We start from the raw sequence: 21,312 nt of genomic DNA, 5'->3' as shown, positions 1-21,312 counted from the left end.
TATTTACGGGAGGTCTTCTTGACTAAGCCAGCCATACTCGCCCTTGCTGATGGCAGCATTTTTCGCGGCGAAGCCATTGGAGCCGACGGTCAAACCGTTGGTGAGGTGGTGTTTAACACCGCAATGACCGGCTATCAGGAAATCCTTACCGATCCTTCCTACGCCCAACAGATTGTTACCCTGACCTACCCGCACATCGGCAACACCGGCACCACACCGGAAGACGCCGAGTCCGACCGTGTCTGGTCCGCTGGCCTGGTCATTCGTGACCTGCCACTGGTTGCGAGCAACTGGCGTAACACGATGTCTCTGTCCGATTACCTGAAAGCCAACAACGTTGTGGCTATCGCCGGTATCGACACCCGCCGCCTGACGCGCATCCTGCGTGAAAAAGGCGCACAGAACGGCTGCATCATGGCCGGTGACAACATTTCCGAAGCCGCCGCCATCGCCGCCGCACAGGGTTTTCCTGGCCTCAAAGGCATGGATCTGGCCAAAGTCGTCAGCACCAAAGAGCAGTACGAATGGCGCTCGACCGTCTGGGATCTGAAAACCGACAGCCACGCGACCATCGACGCTTCCGAGCTGCCGTACCACGTGGTGGCCTACGACTACGGCGTCAAGCTGAACATCCTGCGCATGCTGGTCGAGCGCGGTTGCCGCGTGACTGTAGTGCCTGCGCAAACGCCTGCTGCTGATGTGCTGGCTCTGAAGCCGGACGGCGTGTTCCTGTCCAACGGCCCTGGTGATCCGGAGCCTTGCGACTACGCGATCCAGGCGATCAAAGATGTGTTGGAAACCGAAATTCCGGTATTCGGCATTTGCCTTGGTCACCAGCTGCTGGCTCTGGCCTCCGGCGCCAAGACCCTGAAAATGGGCCACGGCCATCACGGTGCCAACCACCCGGTCCAGGATCTGGACAGCGGTGTAGTGATGATCACCAGCCAGAACCACGGTTTTGCGGTAGACGAAGCGACCCTGCCAGCCAACGTTCGCGCGATCCACAAATCGCTGTTCGACGGCACCCTGCAAGGCATCGAGCGTACCGACAAGAGCGCCTTCAGCTTCCAGGGTCACCCGGAAGCCAGCCCTGGCCCGAACGACGTAGCGCCATTGTTCGATCGCTTCATCAACGAGATGGCCAAGCGACGCTGATCGCTCGTCTTGATGGTGCAAAGCTTGAGGGCGGTCCCGACACCGGCGGCCCCCTCAAGGCTTCAAAGATTGAACAAGACGGCTTGCCGACTGACCTGCGGATTTGAGTGACAAACCCATGCCAAAACGTACAGACATTAAAAGCATCCTGATTCTCGGCGCTGGCCCGATCGTTATCGGCCAGGCCTGCGAATTCGACTACTCCGGCGCCCAGGCCTGTAAAGCCCTGCGCGAAGAGGGTTACCGCGTCATCCTGGTGAACTCCAACCCGGCGACCATCATGACCGACCCGGCCATGGCCGACGCGACCTACATCGAGCCGATCAAGTGGCAGACCGTTGCCAAGATCATCGAGAAAGAGCGTCCGGACGCCCTGTTGCCAACCATGGGCGGCCAGACCGCTCTGAACTGCGCACTGGACCTGGAGCGCGAAGGTGTTCTGGAGAAGTTCGGCGTAGAAATGATCGGCGCCAACGCTGACACCATCGACAAGGCTGAAGACCGTTCGCGCTTCGACAAGGCGATGAAATCCATCGGCCTGGACTGCCCGCGTTCGGGTATCGCCCATAGCATGGAAGAGGCCAACGCGGTCCTCGAAAAACTCGGCTTCCCGTGCATCATCCGTCCGTCCTTCACCATGGGCGGCACGGGTGGCGGTATTGCTTACAACCGTGAAGAGTTCGAAGAAATCTGCGCTCGCGGTCTGGATTTGTCGCCGACCAAAGAGCTGCTGATCGACGAATCGCTGATCGGCTGGAAAGAGTACGAGATGGAGGTTGTCCGCGATAAGAAGGACAACTGCATCATCGTTTGCTCGATCGAAAACTTTGACCCGATGGGCGTGCACACCGGTGACTCGATCACTGTTGCGCCAGCACAGACCCTGACGGACAAGGAATACCAGATCATGCGTAACGCCTCGTTGGCGGTACTGCGTGAGATCGGCGTGGAAACCGGCGGCTCCAACGTCCAGTTCGGCATCTGCCCGGACACTGGCCGTATGGTAGTCATCGAGATGAACCCGCGTGTATCCCGCTCTTCGGCACTGGCCTCGAAGGCCACTGGTTTCCCGATTGCGCGTATCGCTGCCAAGCTGGCGATCGGCTACACCTTGGACGAGCTGCAGAACGAAATCACCGGCGGCGCTACTCCTGCATCCTTCGAGCCGTCCATCGACTACGTCGTCACGAAGCTGCCACGTTTCGCCTTCGAGAAATTCCCGAAAGCTGACGCACGCCTGACTACTCAAATGAAGTCGGTCGGCGAAGTCATGGCCATCGGCCGGACATTCCAGGAATCCCTGCAGAAAGCCCTGCGTGGCCTGGAAGTGGGCGTTTGTGGTCTGGACGAGAAGCTCGACCTGAGCAATCCGGAAAGCATGAGCGTGCTCAAGCGCGAGCTGACCGTGCCGGGCGCCGAGCGTATCTGGTACGTGGCTGACGCCTTCCGCGCCGGTCTGTCGGTCGAAGATATCTTCGGCATGAACATGATCGACCCGTGGTTCCTGGTGCAGATCGAAGATCTGATCAAGGAAGAAGAGAAGGTCAAGACCCTGGGGCTGGCCAGCATCGACCGCGACTTGATGTTCCGCCTCAAGCGCAAAGGCTTCTCCGACATGCGTCTGGCCAAGCTGCTGGGCGTGACCGAGAAGGCTCTGCGCCGCCACCGCCACAAGCTTGAGATTTACCCGGTCTACAAGCGCGTTGACACCTGCGCGGCCGAGTTCGCCACCGACACCGCTTACCTCTACTCGACGTACGAGGAAGAGTGCGAAGCCGCGCCATCGGGTCGCGACAAGATCATGATCCTCGGCGGCGGTCCAAACCGAATCGGCCAAGGCATCGAGTTCGACTACTGCTGCGTACACGCTGCACTGGCCCTGCGCGAAGACGGTTACGAGACCATCATGGTCAACTGCAACCCGGAAACCGTTTCCACCGATTACGACACATCCGATCGCCTGTACTTCGAACCAGTGACCCTGGAAGACGTGCTGGAAATCGTCCGCGTCGAGAAGCCAAAAGGCGTGATCGTCCAGTACGGCGGCCAAACCCCGCTGAAACTGGCGCGCGCCCTGGAAGAAGCCGGTGTACCGATCATCGGCACCAGTCCTGACGCCATCGACCGTGCCGAAGACCGTGAGCGCTTCCAGCAAATGGTTGAGCGCCTGAACCTGCGTCAGCCGCCAAACGCTACCGTGCGCAGCGAAGACGAAGCAATTCGTGCTGCCGCCAAAATCGGTTACCCGCTGGTGGTTCGTCCGTCCTACGTACTGGGCGGCCGCGCGATGGAAATCGTTTACGAAGAAGAAGAGCTGAAGCGCTACCTGCGTGACGCGGTGAAAGTGTCCAACGACAGCCCGGTGCTGCTCGATCACTTCCTCAACTGCGCCATCGAAATGGACGTGGATGCGGTTTGCGACGGCACCGACGTGGTGATCGGCGCGATCATGCAGCACATTGAGCAGGCTGGCGTTCACTCCGGTGACTCCGCGTGCTCCCTGCCGCCGTACTCGTTGCCTGCACACATCCAGGACGAGATGCGCGAACAGGTCAAGAAAATGGCCCTGGAACTAGGCGTTGTCGGCCTGATGAACGTTCAGTTGGCGCTGCAAGGCGAAGACATCTACGTCATCGAAGTCAACCCACGCGCGTCCCGTACCGTTCCGTTCGTGTCGAAGTGCATCGGTGTTTCCCTGGCGATGATCGCGGCTCGCGTGATGGCCGGTAAAACCCTGAAGGAAATCGGCTTCACCAAAGAAATCATCCCGAACTTCTACAGCGTGAAAGAGGCGGTGTTCCCATTCGCCAAATTCCCTGGTGTGGACCCGATTCTCGGCCCAGAGATGAAGTCCACCGGTGAAGTGATGGGCGTGGGCGACACCTTCGGCGAAGCATTTGCCAAGGCCCAGATGGGCGCCAGCGAAGTGCTGCCGACCGGCGGCACTGCGTTCATCAGCGTGCGTGATGACGACAAGCCACTGGTTGCAGGCGTAGCCCGTGATCTGATCAACTTGGGTTTCGAAGTGGTTGCCACTGCCGGTACTGCCAAGCTGATCGAGGCCGCAGGCCTGAAAGTGCGCCGTGTGAACAAGGTGACCGAGGGTCGTCCGCACGTGGTCGACATGATCAAGAATGACGAAGTCACACTGATCATCAACACCACCGAAGGTCGTCAGTCGATCGCTGACTCGTACTCCATTCGTCGTAATGCCTTGCAGCACAAAATCTACTGCACCACGACTATTGCTGCTGGCGAAGCCATCTGCGAAGCGCTGAAGTTCGGTCCCGAGAAGACCGTGCGCCGCTTGCAGGATCTACACGCAGGATTGAAGGCATGATCAAATACCCAATGACCGTCCAGGGCGCGAAAGCCCTGGAAGAAGAACACGCTCACCTGACCAAGGTCGTCCGTCCCAAGCTCAGCCAGGACATCGGGACGGCCCGTGAGTTGGGTGACTTGAAGGAAAACGCCGAATACCACGCTGCTCGTGAGCAGCAGGGGATGGTCGAGGCGCGGATTCGTGACATCGAAGGCCGGATTCAGAATCAGGTCATCATCGACGTCACGACCATTCCTCACACCGGCAAAGTGATCTTCGGCACCACCGTTGAAATCGCCAACGTCGAGACTGATGAAAGCGTCACTTACCACATCGTTGGTGAGGATGAGGCTGATTTCAAACTTGGCAAGATTTCGGTCGGGTCGCCACTGGCCCGCGCCTTGATTGCCAAGGAAGAGGGTGACGTGGTGGCCGTGAAAACGCCAAGCGGCGTCATCGAGTACGAGATTGTCGAAGTTCGCCACGTCTAAAGGCCTGCGCCCGCTTCGTGCAGGCGCGATGGCTTGGCAGCTGGCTCAGATGTTGTGGGTTGGCGGCCTGTGGCTGTTACACATCGGTCTGGTGCCGGCGTTGGGTCAAATAGGCCTGGCGCCGCTGCTGATCGACGAAATTGCAGGCATGCTGAATGCGCTGTTGGCGGGATTTGCCGCAGCGTGTGTGATTTTTCAGGCTTTGGTGCTGGTTCAGGCCGAGGGCCTTGTCAGTCTATGGTGCGATATTCGTGGGCAGCTGCTGCTGATGGCGCTGTGTGCGTGCGCGATGTTTTTCGCTGTGCGCTTCGGTTGGCCGGATGCAGTGCGTTGGCAGGTATTCAGCTATCTTGTTCTGGGCTTTTCCGGGCTGGTGCTGGTGTTGCAGCCGGCGCCGGGGAGGAGCGGCAGGGTGCGCGAAGCACACCCTTGACCCTTGCCATCACTTGAAGCGATGGACGTTCGACAGTTGCTTGTTGACGCTGAAGTTCTTGCGGTAAATCAGTGCCATCTTGCCGATGACCTGAACCAGATCCGCTTTACCGACCTTGCAGAGTTCTGCAATGGACGCCAGGCGCGATTCGCGATCGAGGATGTTGAGCTTGATTTTAATCAGCTCGTGATCCGCCAACGCGCGTTCAAGTTCGGCTAACACACCTTCAGTCAAACCGTTGTCAGCCACAATCAAAACTGGTTTCAGATGGTGGCCAATGGATTTGTACTGTTTCTTCTGCTCTTGAGTGAGCGGCATAATCTGACCCCTGCGTCTGATCTTGTAAAAAGCGGCGGCCAGTTTACCCGAGCGAGTCCGGGACCGCCCAGTTAATCACGACCCGTTTTATTTTCGAGGTGGCCCGTGGCCCGTTCCAAGACAAGTCTTAAATGGCTGCAAGAGCATTTCAATGACCCATTCGTCAAAATGGCGCAAAAAGACGGGTACCGCTCCCGTGCCAGCTACAAGTTGCTGGAGATCCAGGAAAGAGATCGTCTGATCCGCCCGGGCATGAGTGTGATCGACCTTGGTGCCGCGCCCGGTGGCTGGTCCCAGGTGACCAGTCGTCTGATTGGCGGGCAAGGTACACTGATCGCTTCCGACATCCTGGAAATGGACAGCATCCCTGATGTGACCTTCATTCAGGGCGACTTCACCGAGGATGCCGTGCTCGCACAAATCCTTGAGGCTGTCGGAAATAAAGAAGTGGACCTTGTGATTTCTGATATGGCCCCCAATATGAGTGGACTGGCCTCTGTTGATATGCCGAAATCGATGTTTCTGTGCGAATTGGCACTGGATCTCGCAACTCGGGTGTTGAAGCCAGGTGGTGACTTTTTGATCAAGATCTTCCAGGGTGAAGGCTTTGACGAATACCACAAGAGCGTACGCAAGCAGTTCGAGAAGGTCACGACGCGCAAGCCGAAATCGTCGCGCGATCGCTCTCGTGAGCAGTACTTGCTGGGCCGTGGTTTCCGCGGACGCAGTGAGGAATAAAAGTTTTTTCTACCGGGGTGATAGGTTTTTCGTATTTCGCCCCGTGTGCTTTAGCGAATATTGTGTAGAAAGTGTTTCACAAAGGGTTACAGACGGCGCCTGCCAGAGCCGTAGGTAATGTAGTAAGTTAGGCCGGTGAATATCATGCGAAGCGCGCGCCATTAGCGGAGCTTGCTTCAGAGGGTAGTTAATTGAACGATATGGCAAAGAATCTGATCCTGTGGTTGATCATCGCGGCTGTCCTGGTGACAGTGATGAACAACTTCTCCAGCCCTAACGAGCCGCAGACCCTCAACTATTCCGACTTCATCCAGCAAGTCAAGGATGGCAAGGTCGAGCGCGTAGCAGTTGACGGCTACGTGATTACCGGTAAACGCACCGATGGCGACAGTTTCAAGACCATCCGTCCGGCAATCCAGGACAATGGTCTGATCGGCGACCTCGTGGACAACCACGTCGTAGTCGAAGGCAAGCAGCCTGAACAGCAAAGCATCTGGACTCAACTCCTGGTCGCAAGCTTCCCGATCCTGGTGATCATCGCCGTGTTCATGTTCTTCATGCGGCAGATGCAGGGTGGCGCGGGCGGCAAAGGCGGGCCAATGAGCTTCGGCAAGAGCAAGGCGCGCCTGCTCTCCGAAGATCAGGTAAAAACTACCTTGGCTGACGTTGCCGGTTGCGACGAAGCCAAGGAAGAAGTTGGCGAGTTGGTCGAGTTCCTCCGGGATCCGGGCAAGTTCCAGCGCCTGGGCGGTCGTATTCCACGCGGCGTGCTGATGGTCGGTCCTCCGGGTACCGGTAAAACCTTGCTGGCCAAGGCGATTGCCGGCGAGGCGAAAGTGCCGTTCTTCACCATCTCCGGTTCTGACTTCGTCGAGATGTTCGTCGGTGTCGGTGCCAGCCGTGTTCGCGATATGTTCGAGCAGGCCAAGAAGCACGCGCCATGCATCATCTTCATCGATGAAATCGACGCCGTTGGTCGCCACCGTGGCGCCGGCATGGGCGGTGGTCACGATGAGCGCGAGCAGACTCTCAACCAGTTGCTGGTAGAGATGGACGGCTTTGAAATGAATGACGGCATTATCGTTATCGCTGCAACTAACCGTCCGGACGTATTGGACCCGGCATTGCTGCGTCCAGGCCGTTTCGACCGTCAGGTTGTGGTGGGTCTGCCAGACATTCGTGGTCGCGAACAGATTCTTAAGGTTCACATGCGCAAAGTGCCAATGGGTGACGACGTCGCTCCGGCAGTGATCGCTCGTGGTACACCTGGTTTCTCCGGTGCTGACTTGGCTAACCTGGTGAACGAGGCCTCCTTGTTCGCAGCCCGTGCCGGCAAGCGTATCGTCGAAATGAAAGAGTTCGAACTGGCGAAAGACAAGATCATGATGGGCGCCGAGCGCAAATCCATGGTCATGTCCGAGAAAGAAAAGCAGAACACTGCTTATCACGAAGCCGGCCACGCTATCGTTGGTCGCGTCGTGCCTGAGCATGATCCGGTCTACAAGGTCTCGATCATCCCGCGCGGTCGTGCGCTGGGTGTGACCATGTTCCTGCCGGAAGAAGATCGTTACAGCCTGTCCAAGCGTGCGCTGATCAGCCAGATCTGCTCGCTCTACGGCGGCCGAATTGCTGAAGAAATGACCCTGGGCTTCGATGGCGTCACCACGGGTGCGTCCAACGACATCATGCGTGCCAGCCAGATTGCGCGGAACATGGTGACCAAGTGGGGCTTGTCGGAAAAACTCGGTCCGTTGATGTATGCCGAAGAAGAGGGCGAAGTGTTCCTTGGTCGCGGCGGTGGTGGACAGGGCGCAAGCTTCTCCGGTGAGACAGCCAAGCTGATTGACTCGGAAGTGCGCAGCATCATTGATCAGTGCTACGGCACGGCCAAGCAGATCCTCACGGATAACCGCGACAAGCTTGATGCCATGGCGGATGCCTTGATGAAGTACGAGACGATCGATGCTGATCAGATCGATGACATCATGGCGGGTCGTGCGCCTCGCGAACCTCGTGACTGGTCAGGCGGTACCGGTACTTCCGGAACACCTCCGGTGGTGCAGGATGAGCGTCCGGAAACACCGATCGGCGGTCCGGCTGCTGACGTATAAGGTTTGAAATGACTTCTGTTCAGTCCTCGACCCGGTTGCCTTGCGGCAACCGGGTTCTTGATTTGGCCCAGACGCATGTCATGGGCATACTCAATGTCACTCCTGATTCCTTTTCTGATGGCGGCCGATACAGTCAGCTCGATGTGGCTCTGCGTCACGCCGAGTCGATGGTGGCTGCAGGTGCCACGCTCATTGATGTCGGTGGCGAGTCAACCCGGCCAGGTGCCCGGGCGGTTTCGCCGCTTGAGGAGCTGGAGCGCGTAGCGCCTATCGTTGAGCGCATCAATCGCGAACTGGATGTGATTATTTCTATCGATACCTCCACACCAGCGGTTATGCGCGAGACTGCGCGGTTGGGTGCTGGCTTGATCAATGATGTGCGCTCGTTACGTCGAGACGGCGCCCTGGATGCTGCGGCAGCCACCGGGCTGCCCGTGTGTCTGATGCATATGCTCGGTGAGCCGGGTGACATGCAGGACAATCCGTTCTACCAGGACGTCACCAAAGAAGTGGGCGAATTTCTCGCTGAGCGCATGGCTCAGTGCGCGTCGGCGGGAATTCCGTCGGAGCGGATTATTCTTGATCCGGGTTTTGGCTTCGCGAAAACCTTGCAGCACAATCTAAGCTTGTTTAAGCATATGAAAGCCTTGCATGTCTTGGGGCGGCCTCTGTTGGTCGGGGTTTCGCGAAAGAGCATGATTGGTCAGGCCTTGAATCGCCCGGTTGGGGAGCGTCTGTACGGTGGTCTGGCGCTCGCAGCGCTGGCTTCGGCCAATGGGGCGCGTATATTGCGCGTCCATGATGTAGCCGAAACAGTGGATGTGGTGCGGATGATCGCCGCAGTGGAATCAGCCGAATAAAAATGATGGAGCACTTATGAGTAAAAAATACTTTGGCACCGACGGTATTCGTGGCCGGGTCGGTGAATACCCGATCACTCCTGATTTCATGCTCAAGCTCGGTTGGGCTGCGGGCATGGCGTTCCGCAAGATGGGCGCCTGCAAGGTGTTGGTAGGCAAAGACACCCGAATCTCCGGTTATATGTTCGAGTCGGCACTCGAGGCCGGTCTGACGTCGGCAGGCGCTGACGTGATGCTGCTGGGCCCGATGCCTACACCGGCGATCGCCTACCTGACGCGCACCTTTCATGCCGAAGCCGGTATCGTGATCAGTGCCTCGCACAATCCTCACGATGACAACGGCATCAAGTTCTTCTCCGGAAAGGGCACCAAGCTTCCGGATGAGGTCGAATTGATGATTGAAGAGTTGCTCGATACGCCGATGACCGTGGTTGAGTCGAGCAAGATCGGTAAAGTGTCACGTATCAACGACGCCTCTGGCCGTTATATCGAATTTTGCAAAAGCAGCGTCCCGACCAGTACCAGCTTCGCGGGCCTGAAGATCGTCATCGACTGCGCTCACGGCGCGACCTATAAGGTTGCCCCGAGTGTGTTTCGTGAGTTGGGGGCTGAAGTCGTTGTGCTGTCCGCTCAGCCTAACGGGCTGAACATCAATGACAATTGCGGTTCGACCCATATGGGTCAATTGCAGGCTGCCGTATTGGCCGAACACGCCGATCTGGGTATCGCATTCGATGGTGACGGTGATCGCGTCCTGATGGTCGATCATACGGGTGCCATTGTTGACGGTGACGAGCTGCTCTACATCATCGCCCGCGATCTGCATGAGCGAGACATGCTGCAAGGTGGCGTGGTCGGTACGCTGATGAGTAACCTGGGGCTGGAGCTGGCACTGGCTGATCTGTCGATTCCATTTGTGCGCGCCAACGTTGGCGACCGGTATGTTATCGCTGACTTGCTTGAGCGTAACTGGTTGGTGGGTGGTGAGAACTCGGGGCATATCGTCTGCTTTAACCACACTACTACTGGTGATGCGATCATCGCGGCATTGCAGGTTCTGATGGCGCTGAAAAGGCGTTCCGAAGGTCTGGCGCAGGCTCGTCAGGCGCTTCGTAAGTGCCCGCAGGTGCTGATCAATGTCCGATTTGGCGGTGGTTCGAATCCGCTCGAGCATCCTTCGGTCAAGGAGGCCAGCGATCGCGTCACCAAGGCTATGGCGGGTCGTGGTCGTGTGCTCTTGCGCAAGTCCGGGACAGAACCATTGGTGCGTGTCATGGTCGAAGGCGAGGACGAAACACAGGTTCGCGGTTACGCCGAAGAGCTGGCAAAACTGGTTACTGAAGTTTCTGCCTGAATTCGGCTTGCCAGCCATGATTGTGTTGGGTAACATCTGCGCCCACTTTGACCGACGAGGTACAGCATGCGTCGCCCTATGGTAGCTGGTAACTGGAAGATGCACGGTACCCGCGCCAGCGTCGCTGAGCTGATCAATGGCCTTAGTCATCTGGCCTTGCCGAGCGGTGTTGATGTAGCGGTATTCCCGCCTTGCTTGCATATCAATCAAGTGATTGATGGCTTGGAAGGAAAGTCGATTTCGGTCGGCGCGCAGAACTCTGCGGTGGAGTCCGGGCAAGGCGCATTGACCGGTGAAATCGCGCCGAGTCAGTTGGTGGACGCAGGCTGTTCCCTGGTGCTTGTCGGGCACTCTGAGCGCCGCCAGATAATGGGCGAGCGAGACGAGATGCTGATTCGCAAGTTTGCCGCGGCACAGGCATGTGGCTTGATTCCGGTGTTGTGTGTAGGGGAAACCCTTGAGCAGCGTGAAGCCGGGAAAACTCTTGAGGTTGTCGGGCGTCAGCTGGGCAGTATCATAGAGGAGCTGGGTGTCGGTGCTTTTGCAAATGCAGTAATTGCTTACGAGCCGGTCTGGGCCATTGGTACCGGGCTGACTGCTTCGCCGCAACAGGCGCAGGATGTGCATGCAGCCATTCGCGCTCAGTTGGCGGCAGAGAATTCTGAAGTCGCACAAGGTGTGCGGCTTCTATACGGCGGCAGCGTGAAGGCGGCCAATGCGGTCGAACTGTTCGGCATGCCGGATATCGATGGGGGGCTCATTGGTGGAGCTTCCCTGAATGCAGATGAGTTCGGTGCGATCTGTCGCGCCGCGGGAAACTGAAAAAATGCTGGAAACAGTCGTAGTCGTTTTTCATCTGTTGGGTGCATTGGGCGTAGTTGCTCTGGTATTGCTGCAGCAGGGTAAAGGTGCGGATGCTGGCGCGTCTTTCGGAGCAGGTGCTTCAAATACTGTGTTCGGAAGCCAAGGTTCCTCTACCTTTCTTAGTAAATTTACTGCTATACTTGCCGCAGGTTTTTTCATAACCAGCTTAGGGTTAGGTTACTTTGCTAAAGAGAAAGCTCACCAGCTGACTCAAGTAGGTCTCCCAAATCCAGCGGTGTTGGAAGTTCCAAAGCAGCAACCGGCTTCTGATGATGTCCCGGTGCTTCAAGAGCAAAAGTCGGCTAATCCAGCGACTGACGTGCCTCCAGCTCAAGAGCAAAAGTAAGAAGGGTTTCAAACGTAGTATTGCCGAGGTGGTGGAATTGGTAGACACGCAACCTTGAGGTGGTTGTGCCCATAGGGTGTAGGGGTTCGAGTCCCCTTCTCGGTACCAATTATCAGGAGAGCCCGCTGTTGCGGGCTTTCTTGTAGGTGGAAGGTTACATTGACCCTGTCAGGGATCGGTCGTATACTTCCGCCCCAGCTTTGTCGCGGGGTGGAGCAGTCTGGTAGCTCGTCGGGCTCATAACCCGAAGGTCGTCGGTTCAAATCCGGCCCCCGCAACCAGTTTAAGGAGCCCCTTTTAAGGGGCTTTTTGTTAGCTGGACACTTTCTACGCCGCTGTTCGACGGCGTTTCAAGGATGGGCGTTTCGCCCATTTTTTTATTTTGCATAGCATGCACATACATGCACGAGGGGGTTCAGGTGTCGAGCAAGCTAGAAGAGTTGCAGGCCTTGTTGGCCCCGGTGGTCGTGGCCCTGGGCTATGAATGCTGGGGTATTGAGTTTTCGGCTCAGGGTCGTCACTCGATGTTGCGCGTTTATATCGATAAAGAGGGCGGTGTGCTGGTGGACGATTGTGCCATTGTCAGCCGTCAGATCAGCGGTGTCCTGGATGTTGAAGATCCGATCGCCGTTGAATATACCCTTGAGGTTTCCTCGCCTGGCATGGAACGCCCACTGTTCACTATTGAGCAGTTTGCAAAATTTGCCGGTGAACAAGTGAAGATCAAGCTGCGCTCGCCTTTTGAAGGACGACGCAACTTTCAGGGCCTTCTGCGTGGTGTAGAAGAGCAGGACGTCGTGGTGCAGGTAGAAGACCATGAGTTCCTGTTGCCGATCGATATGATCGACAAGGCCAACATTATTCCCAGTTTTGACTGAGACGCGGATCCCGCGGATCCAATGGCTTGCGAAAGGCGAGGCGTACGATGAGCAAAGAAGTACTGCTGGTTGTTGAGTCGGTATCCAATGAAAAGGGCGTACCGGCAAACGTAATTTTTGAAGCGCTGGAGCTGGCTCTGGCCACTGCTACCAAAAAGCGTTTCGAGGACGAAGTTGATCTGCGTGTGGAAATCAATCGCCACACCGGTGCTTACGAAACATTCCGTCGCTGGACGGTCGTCGAAGAAGCAGACCTGGACGATCCGGCCATTGAAACGTGGCCGAGCAAGGTTGCCGAAACGCATCCTGGTTCCAAGGTTGGTGATGTAGTCGAAGAAAAAATTGAATCCATCGAGTTCGGCCGTATCGCTGCACAGACTGCCAAGCAAGTCATCGTGCAAAAAGTTCGTGAAGCCGAGCGCGCCCAAGTCGTTGACGCCTATCGCGAGCGCCTGGGGGAAATCATCTCCGGCACCGTGAAGAAAGTGACCCGCGACAACGTGATCGTCGATCTGGGCAACAACGCTGAAGCGTTGCTGGCTCGTGAAGACATCATTTCTCGCGAAACCTTCCGTGTCGGCGTGCGCCTGCGTGCGCTGCTCAAGGAAATCCGCACCGAGAACCGCGGCCCGCAGTTGATCCTGTCGCGTACCGCGCCGGAAATGCTGATCGAGTTGTTCCGCATCGAAGTGCCGGAAATCGCTGAAGGCCTGATCGAAGTAATGGCTGCGTCCCGTGACCCGGGTTCGCGCGCCAAGATCGCGGTCCGTTCCAAGGACAAACGCATCGACCCGCAGGGCGCTTGCATCGGTATGCGCGGTTCGCGCGTCCAGGCAGTGTCGGGTGAGTTGGGCGGTGAGCGTGTGGACATCGTCCTGTGGGACGACAACCCGGCTCAGTTTGTGATCAATGCAATGTCGCCGGCTGAAGTGGCGGCAATTATCGTTGACGAAGATGCCCATGCAATGGACATCGCCGTTGGCGCAGACAATCTGGCTCAGGCCATTGGTCGCGGTGGTCAGAACGTGCGTCTGGCTAGCCAATTGACTGGCTGGACCCTGAACGTGATGACCGAATCGGACATCCAGGCTAAGCAGCAAGCAGAAACCGGCGACATCCTGCGCAACTTCATCGACGAGCTGGAAGTCGACGAAGACCTGGCACAGGTGCTGGTAGATGAAGGCTTCACCAGCCTGGAAGAGATTGCCTACGTACCGTTGGAAGAAATGCTCAACATCGACGGCTTTGACGAAGAAACCGTCAACGAGCTTCGCGCTCGTGCCAAGGATCGTTTGTTGACCAAAGCCATCGCTACTGAGGAAAAGCTGGCAGACGCCCATCCGGCCGAAGACCTGCTCTCGCTTGAGGGTATGGACAAGGATTTGGCGATGGAACTGGCGGTGCGCGGCGTAATTACCCGCGAAGACCTGGCCGAGCAGTCTATTGACGACCTGCTCGACATCGACGGCATTGACGATGATCGTGCCGGCAAGTTGATCATGGCCGCCCGAGCCCACTGGTTCGAGTAATTAGGCGCGGCCTGAGGAGAGAAGTGCATGACGCAAGTCACGGTGAAACAACTGGCCGATGAGGTCAAAACACCGGTAGAGCGCCTGTTGCAGCAGATGCGTGAGGCAGGTCTGCCGCACACCGCCGCCGAAGAAAATGTGACTGACAGTGAGAAGCAATCTTTGCTGACTCATTTGAAAAGCAGCCACAAGGCGAAAGTGGAAGAACCACGCAAGATCACGCTGCAGCGTAAAACCACCAGCACCCTGCGTGTTGCTGGCAGCAAAAGCATCAGCGTTGAAGTGCGTAAAAAGAAAGTTTTCGTACAGCGCAGCCCGGAAGAAATCGAAGCCGAGCGCAAACGTGAACTGGAAGAACGTCGCGCAGTAGAAAATGCTGCTCGTCAGAAGGCTGAAGAAGAAGCCAAGCGTCGCGCCGAAGAAGAAGCGCGTCGCCAGCCTGCTGCTGCGCAATCTGGTACTTCCAACGCTGTTGCAGCGCCTGCTGCAGTTGCCGAACCTGTGCGTGAAAGCGCGCCGGTTGTCGCCGCTGCTCCAGCCCCGTCTGCCGACGTTCGTAACAAGCAGAACGAACAGCGCCGTCCGGACAAACCACGTGCCGACGATAACAATCGTCGCAGCGGCGGTGGCGATGGCGAGCGCAAAAACGCTCCGCATCGTGCTTCGGTCAAAGAGAAAGCGCCTGCTCCACGTGTTGCGCCACGTACTACCGACGAAGAAAGCGATGGCTTCCGTCGTGGTGGTCGCGGCAAGGCCAAGCTGAAGAAACGCAACGCCCACGGTTTCCAGAGCCCAACCGGCCCTGTCGTGCGTGATGTGCAGATTGGCGAGACCATCACTGTTGGCGATCTCGCCAATCAGATGTCGGTCAAGGCTGCTGAAATCATCAAGTTCATGTTCAAACTGGGTACTCCAGCGACCATCAACCAGGTGCTTGATCAGGAAACTGCTCAGCTGGTAGCCGAAGAACTGGGCCACAAAGTGACCCTGGTCAGCGACACCGCTCTGGAAGATTCCCTGGCCGAGTCCCTGAAGTTTGAAGGTGAGACGTTCTCCCGTGCACCGGTTGTGACCGTAATGGGCCACGTTGACCACGGTAAAACCTCGCTGCTCGACTACATCCGTCGTGCCAAGGTAGCTGCTGGCGAAGCCGGCGGTATCACCCAGCACATCGGTGCGTACCACGTTGAAACTGATCGCGGCATGGTCACTTTCCTCGACACCCCGGGTCACGCCGCGTTTACCGCAATGCGTGCCCGTGGTGCCAAGGCGACCGATATCGTGATCCTGGTGGTTGCAGCGGACGACGGCGTGATGCCGCAGACCATTGAAGCCGTTCAGCACGCTAAGGCTGCCGGTGTTCCACTGGTTGTTGCAGTGAACAAAATCGACAAGCCGGGCGCTGATCTCGATCGCATCCGTAGCGAACTGTCGGTTCACGGCGTGACCTCGGAAGAGTGGGGCGGCGACACCCCGTTCGTATCGGTTTCGGCGAAAGTCGGTACTGGCGTGGACGAGTTGCTCGAAGCTGTTCTGCTGCAAGCTGAAGTTCTCGAACTGAAAGCGACTCCATCGGCTCCAGGCCGTGGCGTCGTGGTTGAATCGCGTCTCGACAAAGGTCGTGGCCCGGTAGCTACCGTTCTGGTTCAAGACGGTACCCTGCGCCAAGGCGACATGGTCCTGGTCGGTTCGAATTATGGCCGGGTACGTGCCATGCTCGACGAGAACGGCAAGCCGATCAAAGAAGCCGGTCCTTCCATCCCTGTCGAGATCCTCGGCCTGGACGGTACCCCGGACGCTGGCGATGAGATGAGCGTGCTGTCGGACGAGAAGAAAGCCCGTGAAGTGGCTCTATTCCGTCAAGGCAAGTTCCGCGAAGTCAAGCTGGCCCGTGCTCACGCCGGCAAGCTGGAAAACATCTTCGAAAACATGGGCCAGGCAGAGAAGAAGACGCTCAACATCGTCCTCAAATCCGACGTCCGTGGTTCGCTGGAAGCGTTGAACGGTGCCTTGAACGGCCTGGGTAATGACGAAGTGCAAGTGCGTGTTGTCGGTGGCGGTGTCGGTGGTATCACCGAGTCCGACGCCAACCTGGCACTGGCCTCCAATGCTGTACTGTTTGGCTTCAACGTGCGTGCCGATGCGGGCGCTCGCAAGATCGTCGAGCAGGAAGGTCTGGATATGCGTTACTACAACGTGATCTACGACATCATCGAAGACGTCAAGAAAGCCCTCACCGGTATGCTGGGCAGCGATGTTCGCGAGAACATCCTGGGTACCGCTGAAGTGCGAGACGTGTTCCGTTCGCCGAAGTTTGGCGCGATCGCCGGTTGCATGGTTATCGAAGGTGTTGTTCACCGTAACCGTCCAATCCGTGTACTGCGTGAAGACATCGTTATCTTCGAAGGCGAGCTGGAATCCCTGCGCCGCTTCAAGGATGACGCTTCCGAAGTACGTGCCGGCATGGAATGCGGTATCGGCGTCAAGAGCTACAACGACGTCAAAGCTGGCGACAAGATCGAAGTCTACGAGAAGGTTCAGGTTGCTCGCAGCCTCTAACTTGCGCACTTCAAGGGCCACGGTGAGCCGCCGCATGCAGATGCGCGGCACGGCGTCAGGACTCTAAACGCAACGCCCGGTCTGGCTTTTGTCAGGCCGGGCGTTTGCCGCTTTCAGACCCCTCGGGTTTCACCGTGGGGCAGTAACAGGTAACAAGACATGGCAAAAGAATACAGCCGTACCCAACGTATCGGCGATCAGATGCAGCGTGAGCTGGCACAGCTGATCCGTCGTGAAGTCAAAGACCCGCGCGTCGGCCTGGTCACCATTACCGCTGTTGAAGTCAGCCGTGACGTCGGTCACGCCAAGATCTTCATCACCGTGATGGGGCAGGACAACGCCGAAGACATCGCACAAAGCATCAAGGTGCTCAACTCCGCCGCTGGTTTCCTGCGTATGCAGTTGGCTCGTGAAATGAAGTTGCGCAGCGTTCCTCAGCTGCACTTCCACTACGACGAAAGCGTCGTGCGTGGTGCGCACCTGTCGGCCCTGATCGAGCGTGCGGTGGCTGAAGACAATCAGCACCCGGTAGCGGCTGAACCCGAAGACGCCAAGGAGTAATCGGTGGCTCAGGTCAAACGTATCCGTCGTAACGTCAGCGGTATCATCTTGCTCGACAAGCCGCTGGGGTTCACCTCCAACGCCGCGTTGCAGAAGGTTCGCTGGTTGTTGAACGCCGAGAAGGCCGGGCACACCGGCAGTCTTGATCCGCTGGCCACCGGCGTGTTGCCGTTGTGCTTCGGTGAGGCCACCAAGTTCTCGCAGTACCTGCTCGATTCCGACAAGGCTTATGAAACCCTGGCGCAACTGGGCAAGACCACCACCACGGCCGATGCCGAGGGTGAAGTTTTGCAGGAACGCCCGGTGACCGTTGGTCGCGCGGATGTCGAGGCTGTTTTACCCGGTTTTCGTGGGCAAATCAGTCAGATACCGCCGATGTACTCGGCACTCAAGCGTGATGGGCAGCCGCTGTACAAGCTGGCCCGTGCAGGCGAAGTAGTGGAGCGCGAACCGCGTTCTGTTACTATTGCGCGCTTGGAATTGCTGGCCTTCGAGGGTGATACTGCGCGGCTTGCGGTGGATTGCAGCAAAGGCACCTATATCCGCACCCTGGTGGAGGATATCGGTGAGAAACTCGGTTGTGGCGCTTACGTTGCTGAATTGCGACGTACCCAGGCCGGGCCTTTCACGCTGGCGCAGACGGTCACGCTGGAAGAGCTGGAAGCGGTACATGCCGAAGGCGGCAATGAAGCGGTTGATCGCTTCCTGATGCCATCGGACAGCGGCCTGCTGGATTGGCCACTGTTGCAGTTCTCGGAGCACAGTTCGTTCTACTGGCTTAACGGCCAGCCGGTACGCGCCCCGGATGCACCGAAGTTCGGCATGGTACGGGTACAGGATCACAATGGTCGCTTCATCGGTATCGGTGAAGTGAGCGAAGACGGGCGCATCGCGCCACGTCGACTGATTCGGTCAGAATGACCGGAACCAGTTTGCTGTAAAAGCGTAGCGAGCGAAGGGAAGACAAGGAAAAAACAGGCGAGGAAGCGGAGTTGACTGCTGTCAATGAGCATTCCGAGCCGGTTTTTGACGCAGGATTACCGAGCGCAGCAGCTTTTGCACAAACTGGGACGAGGGTGGCTGTTAACAGGCACGGTCACTACTCATTTTTAGATACAGGGATTTGTCCCTGGCCTGTTGAAGCTGTTTCTTTGAAACAGTTTCCTGATAAAAGGATTGCCTCATGGCTCTCGACGTTCAAGAAAAAGCTCAAATCGTAGCTGACTACCAGCAAGCTGTTGGTGACACTGGTTCGCCAGAAGTGCAAGTTGCACTGCTGACCCACAACATCAACAAGCTGCAAGGTCACTTCAAGGCCAACGGTAAAGATCACCACTCCCGTCGTGGTCTGATCCGCATGGTAAACCAGCGTCGTAAGCTGCTGGACTACCTGAAAGGCAAGGATCTGGGTCGTTATCAGACTCTGATCGGTCGCCTGGGTCTGCGTCGCTAATAAGCGATTGCGCTAGAGGTTGGTTGTCTGTCGCGCGTCAGTGGGTTTCCCGCTGGCGCATGGCAGGCTCCCAGCCTCAAGTTTTATCTGGACACACGTTTTACCCTGGACAGGCGTTGGGCCGATTCCCGGCATTGCCCAAGAATTTCGCAAGAAGACAAGTTCCCCAAGAGCCACAAAAGAAGGTAGGACACCGTGAACCCGGTAATCAAAAAATTCCAGTTCGGTCAGTCGACCGTTATCCTCGAGACTGGCCGCATCGCCCGTCAGGCCTCCGGCGCAGTATTGGTCACCGTTGACGACGACGTCAGCGTATTGGTGACTGTCGTTGGTGCCAAGCAAGCCGATCCAGGCAAGGGCTTTTTCCCTCTGTCCGTTCACTACCAGGAAAAAACTTACGCTGCCGGTAAGATCCCTGGCGGTTTCTTCAAGCGCGAAGGCCGTCCTTCCGAGAAAGAAACCCTGACTTCCCGACTGATCGACCGTCCGATCCGTCCGCTGTTCCCAGAAGGCTTCATGAACGAAGTGCAGGTTGTCTGCACCGTCGTTTCCACCAGCAAGAAGACCGATCCGGACATCGCTGCGATGATCGGTACTTCGGCTGCCCTGGCTATCTCCGGCATTCCTTTCGATGGCCCGATCGGCGCTGCCCGCGTTGCGTTCCACGAAAGCACCGGTTACCTGCTGAACCCGACTTACGAACAACAGAAAGCTTCGAGCCTGGACATGGTCGTTGCCGGTACTTCGGAAGCCGTGTTGATGGTTGAATCGGAAGCCAAAGAGCTGACCGAAGACCAGATGCTGGGCGCGGTACTGTTTGCTCACGACGAGTTCCAGGTTGTGATCAACGCTGTTAAAGAACTGGCCGCTGAAGCTGCCAAGCCGACCTGGACCTGGGCTCCACAGCCTGAAGCCACCGCACTGCTGGGCGCTATCCGTGCCGAGTTCGGCGACGCGATCTCCCAGGCTTACACCATCACCATCAAGGCCGACCGTTACGCTCGTCTGGGCGAACTGAAAGACCAGGTGGTTGCCAAGCTGTCCGGTGAAGAAGGCCAGCCTTCTTCCAGCGAAGTCAAAGCTGCTTTCGGCGAAATCGAATACCGCACCGTTCGCGAAAACATCGTAAACGGCAAGCCACGTATCGACGGTCGCGACACCAAGACCGTACGTCCGTTGAACATCGAAGTCGGTGTTCTGCCAAAGACCCACGGTTCGGCTCTGTTCACCCGTGGCGAAACCCAGGCTCTGGTAGTCGCGACTCTGGGTACTGCCCGTGACGCACAGCTGCTGGACACCCTGGAAGGCGAGAAAAAAGACCCGTTCATGCTGCACTACAACTTCCCTCCGTTCTCGGTAGGTGAGTGTGGTCGCATGGGTGGCGCTGGTCGTCGCGAAATCGGTCACGGCCGTCTGGCCCGTCGTTCGATTGCAGCCATGCTGCCTGCCGCTGACGTGTTCCCGTACACCATTCGTGTTGTGTCGGAAATCACCGAGTCCAACGGTTCGAGCTCCATGGCTTCGGTCTGCGGCGCTTCCCTGGCCCTGATGGATGCCGGCGTTCCGATGAAGGCACCAGTTGCCGGTATCGCCATGGGTCTGGTTAAAGAAGGCGAGAAATTCGCCATCCTGACCGACATCCTGGGTGACGAAGACCACCTGGGCGACATGGACTTCAAAGTAGCCGGTACCGCCAAAGGTGTTACCGCGCTGCAGATGGACATCAAGATCAAAGGCATCACCGAAGAAATCATGGAAATCGCTCTGGGCCAAGCCCTGGAAGCGCGCCTGAACATCCTCGGTCAGATGAACCAGATCATTGGCCAGTCGCGTACCGAACTGTCGGAAAACGCTCCGACCATGATCGCGATGAAAATCGACACCGACAAAATCCGTGACGTTATCGGTAAAGGTGGCGCGACCATTCGTGCGATCTGTGAAGAGACCAAGGCTTCGATCGACATCGAAGACGACGGCTCGATCAAGATCTTCGGCGAAACCAAGGAAGCGGCTGAAGCAGCACGTCAACGCGTTCTGGGCATCACCGCTGAAGCTGAAATTGGCAAGATCTACGTTGGTAAGGTTGAACGCATCGTCGACTTCGGCGCATTCGTCAACATCCTGCCAGGCAAGGACGGTCTGGTTCACATCTCGATGCTGAGCGACGCTCGCGTAGAGAAAGTGACCGACATCCTGAAAGAAGGCCAGGAAGTGGAAGTACTGGTACTGGACGTGGACAACCGCGGCCGTATCAAGCTGTCCATCAAAGACGTAGCAGCAGCCAAGGCTTCGGGCGTTTAATCACTCCCCACGCCTGACCGCTTCAACGTTATAAAAAAT

Annotated in this window: 18 protein-coding genes and 2 tRNA genes; 19 read left to right on the top strand and 1 reads right to left on the bottom strand. The window is 57.3% G+C overall.

Features of this window, described 5'->3' with window-relative positions; genetic code table 11:
- Positions 1 to 18: 18 nt before the first annotated feature.
- From carA to AC1DWM_RS17935, 4 genes are all read left to right on the top strand, one after another.
- Positions 19 to 1,155 carry a glutamine-hydrolyzing carbamoyl-phosphate synthase small subunit gene (gene carA / locus AC1DWM_RS17950; RefSeq protein ID WP_223516373.1) on the top strand — a complete coding sequence of 379 codons (1,137 nt, stop codon included), beginning with the start codon at positions 19 to 21 and terminating at the stop codon, positions 1,153 to 1,155.
- A gap of 118 nt (positions 1,156 to 1,273) precedes the next feature.
- Entirely contained in the window at positions 1,274 to 4,495 is a 3,222-nt protein-coding gene (carB, locus tag AC1DWM_RS17945; protein WP_223516375.1) for a carbamoyl-phosphate synthase large subunit, read from the top strand.
- Positions 4,492 to 4,968 (top strand): transcription elongation factor GreA, encoded by a 477-nt coding sequence (gene greA / locus AC1DWM_RS17940; RefSeq protein ID WP_223516377.1) that lies wholly within the window; start codon positions 4,492 to 4,494, stop codon positions 4,966 to 4,968. Before carB ends, greA begins: the two co-directional genes overlap by 4 nt.
- 28 nt (positions 4,969 to 4,996) lie before the next feature.
- Positions 4,997 to 5,401 carry an MFS transporter gene (locus AC1DWM_RS17935; protein WP_477795786.1) on the top strand — a complete coding sequence of 135 codons (405 nt, stop codon included), beginning with the start codon at positions 4,997 to 4,999 and terminating at the stop codon, positions 5,399 to 5,401.
- Positions 5,402 to 5,410: 9 nt separating this feature from the next.
- Here AC1DWM_RS17935 and AC1DWM_RS17930 read toward each other — a convergent pair whose 3' ends face one another.
- Complete coding sequence (locus AC1DWM_RS17930; RefSeq protein WP_007942889.1) at positions 5,411 to 5,719, bottom strand: YhbY family RNA-binding protein; 309 nt, start codon at positions 5,717 to 5,719, stop codon at positions 5,411 to 5,413.
- 105 nt (positions 5,720 to 5,824) lie between these two features.
- Between AC1DWM_RS17930 and rlmE the strand changes: the two genes are divergently transcribed.
- The 15 genes from rlmE (at position 5,825) to pnp (ending at position 21,273) form a co-directional block, all read left to right on the top strand.
- Positions 5,825 to 6,457: a 23S rRNA (uridine(2552)-2'-O)-methyltransferase RlmE gene (rlmE, locus tag AC1DWM_RS17925; RefSeq protein ID WP_223516380.1), complete on the top strand. Its 633-nt coding sequence runs from the start codon at positions 5,825 to 5,827 to the stop codon at positions 6,455 to 6,457.
- A 200-nt stretch (positions 6,458 to 6,657) separates the two neighbouring features.
- Positions 6,658 to 8,568 (top strand): ATP-dependent zinc metalloprotease FtsH, encoded by a 1,911-nt coding sequence (gene ftsH / locus AC1DWM_RS17920; protein WP_033048677.1) that lies wholly within the window; start codon positions 6,658 to 6,660, stop codon positions 8,566 to 8,568.
- A gap of 8 nt (positions 8,569 to 8,576) precedes the next feature.
- Positions 8,577 to 9,428 (top strand): dihydropteroate synthase, encoded by an 852-nt coding sequence (gene folP, locus AC1DWM_RS17915; RefSeq protein ID WP_223516382.1) that lies wholly within the window; start codon positions 8,577 to 8,579, stop codon positions 9,426 to 9,428.
- A gap of 16 nt (positions 9,429 to 9,444) precedes the next feature.
- On the top strand, positions 9,445 to 10,782 hold the full coding sequence (gene glmM / locus AC1DWM_RS17910) for a phosphoglucosamine mutase (RefSeq protein ID WP_223516384.1): 1,338 nt from the start codon (positions 9,445 to 9,447) through the stop codon (positions 10,780 to 10,782).
- A 66-nt stretch (positions 10,783 to 10,848) separates the two neighbouring features.
- The gene (gene tpiA, locus AC1DWM_RS17905; protein WP_477795785.1) at positions 10,849 to 11,604 is read left to right on the top strand and encodes a triose-phosphate isomerase; all 756 of its coding nucleotides are present in this window, start codon (positions 10,849 to 10,851) and stop codon (positions 11,602 to 11,604) included.
- A 4-nt stretch (positions 11,605 to 11,608) separates the two neighbouring features.
- Positions 11,609 to 11,992 carry a preprotein translocase subunit SecG gene (secG, locus tag AC1DWM_RS17900; RefSeq protein WP_109787598.1) on the top strand — a complete coding sequence of 128 codons (384 nt, stop codon included), beginning with the start codon at positions 11,609 to 11,611 and terminating at the stop codon, positions 11,990 to 11,992.
- Between the two features lie 22 nt (positions 11,993 to 12,014).
- A tRNA-Leu gene (locus AC1DWM_RS17895) sits at positions 12,015 to 12,100 on the top strand.
- A gap of 96 nt (positions 12,101 to 12,196) precedes the next feature.
- Positions 12,197 to 12,273 (top strand) — tRNA-Met (locus tag AC1DWM_RS17890).
- A 138-nt stretch (positions 12,274 to 12,411) separates the two neighbouring features.
- Positions 12,412 to 12,870, top strand: a complete 459-nt coding sequence (gene rimP, locus AC1DWM_RS17885; RefSeq protein ID WP_010463487.1) for a ribosome maturation factor RimP — start codon at positions 12,412 to 12,414, stop codon at positions 12,868 to 12,870.
- A gap of 47 nt (positions 12,871 to 12,917) precedes the next feature.
- Positions 12,918 to 14,399, top strand: a complete 1,482-nt coding sequence (nusA, locus tag AC1DWM_RS17880; RefSeq protein ID WP_007942874.1) for a transcription termination factor NusA — start codon at positions 12,918 to 12,920, stop codon at positions 14,397 to 14,399.
- Between the two features lie 27 nt (positions 14,400 to 14,426).
- Positions 14,427 to 16,958: a translation initiation factor IF-2 gene (infB, locus tag AC1DWM_RS17875; RefSeq protein WP_223516387.1), complete on the top strand. Its 2,532-nt coding sequence runs from the start codon at positions 14,427 to 14,429 to the stop codon at positions 16,956 to 16,958.
- 159 nt (positions 16,959 to 17,117) lie between these two features.
- Positions 17,118 to 17,519, top strand: a complete 402-nt coding sequence (gene rbfA / locus AC1DWM_RS17870) for a 30S ribosome-binding factor RbfA (protein ID WP_007942872.1) — start codon at positions 17,118 to 17,120, stop codon at positions 17,517 to 17,519.
- Between the two features lie 3 nt (positions 17,520 to 17,522).
- Positions 17,523 to 18,440: a tRNA pseudouridine(55) synthase TruB gene (gene truB / locus AC1DWM_RS17865; protein WP_007942871.1), complete on the top strand. Its 918-nt coding sequence runs from the start codon at positions 17,523 to 17,525 to the stop codon at positions 18,438 to 18,440.
- Positions 18,441 to 18,702: 262 nt separating this feature from the next.
- Positions 18,703 to 18,972 (top strand): 30S ribosomal protein S15, encoded by a 270-nt coding sequence (gene rpsO, locus AC1DWM_RS17860; protein ID WP_003177875.1) that lies wholly within the window; start codon positions 18,703 to 18,705, stop codon positions 18,970 to 18,972.
- A 195-nt stretch (positions 18,973 to 19,167) separates the two neighbouring features.
- Positions 19,168 to 21,273 carry a polyribonucleotide nucleotidyltransferase gene (pnp, locus tag AC1DWM_RS17855; RefSeq protein ID WP_477795784.1) on the top strand — a complete coding sequence of 702 codons (2,106 nt, stop codon included), beginning with the start codon at positions 19,168 to 19,170 and terminating at the stop codon, positions 21,271 to 21,273.
- Positions 21,274 to 21,312: the final 39 nt, after the last annotated feature.

It is taken from the genome of Pseudomonas sp. P4_C8, assembly GCF_056401975.1.
Note: the sequence above shows the minus strand (reverse complement) of the source record. Positions and strands in the feature narration are given on the sequence as shown.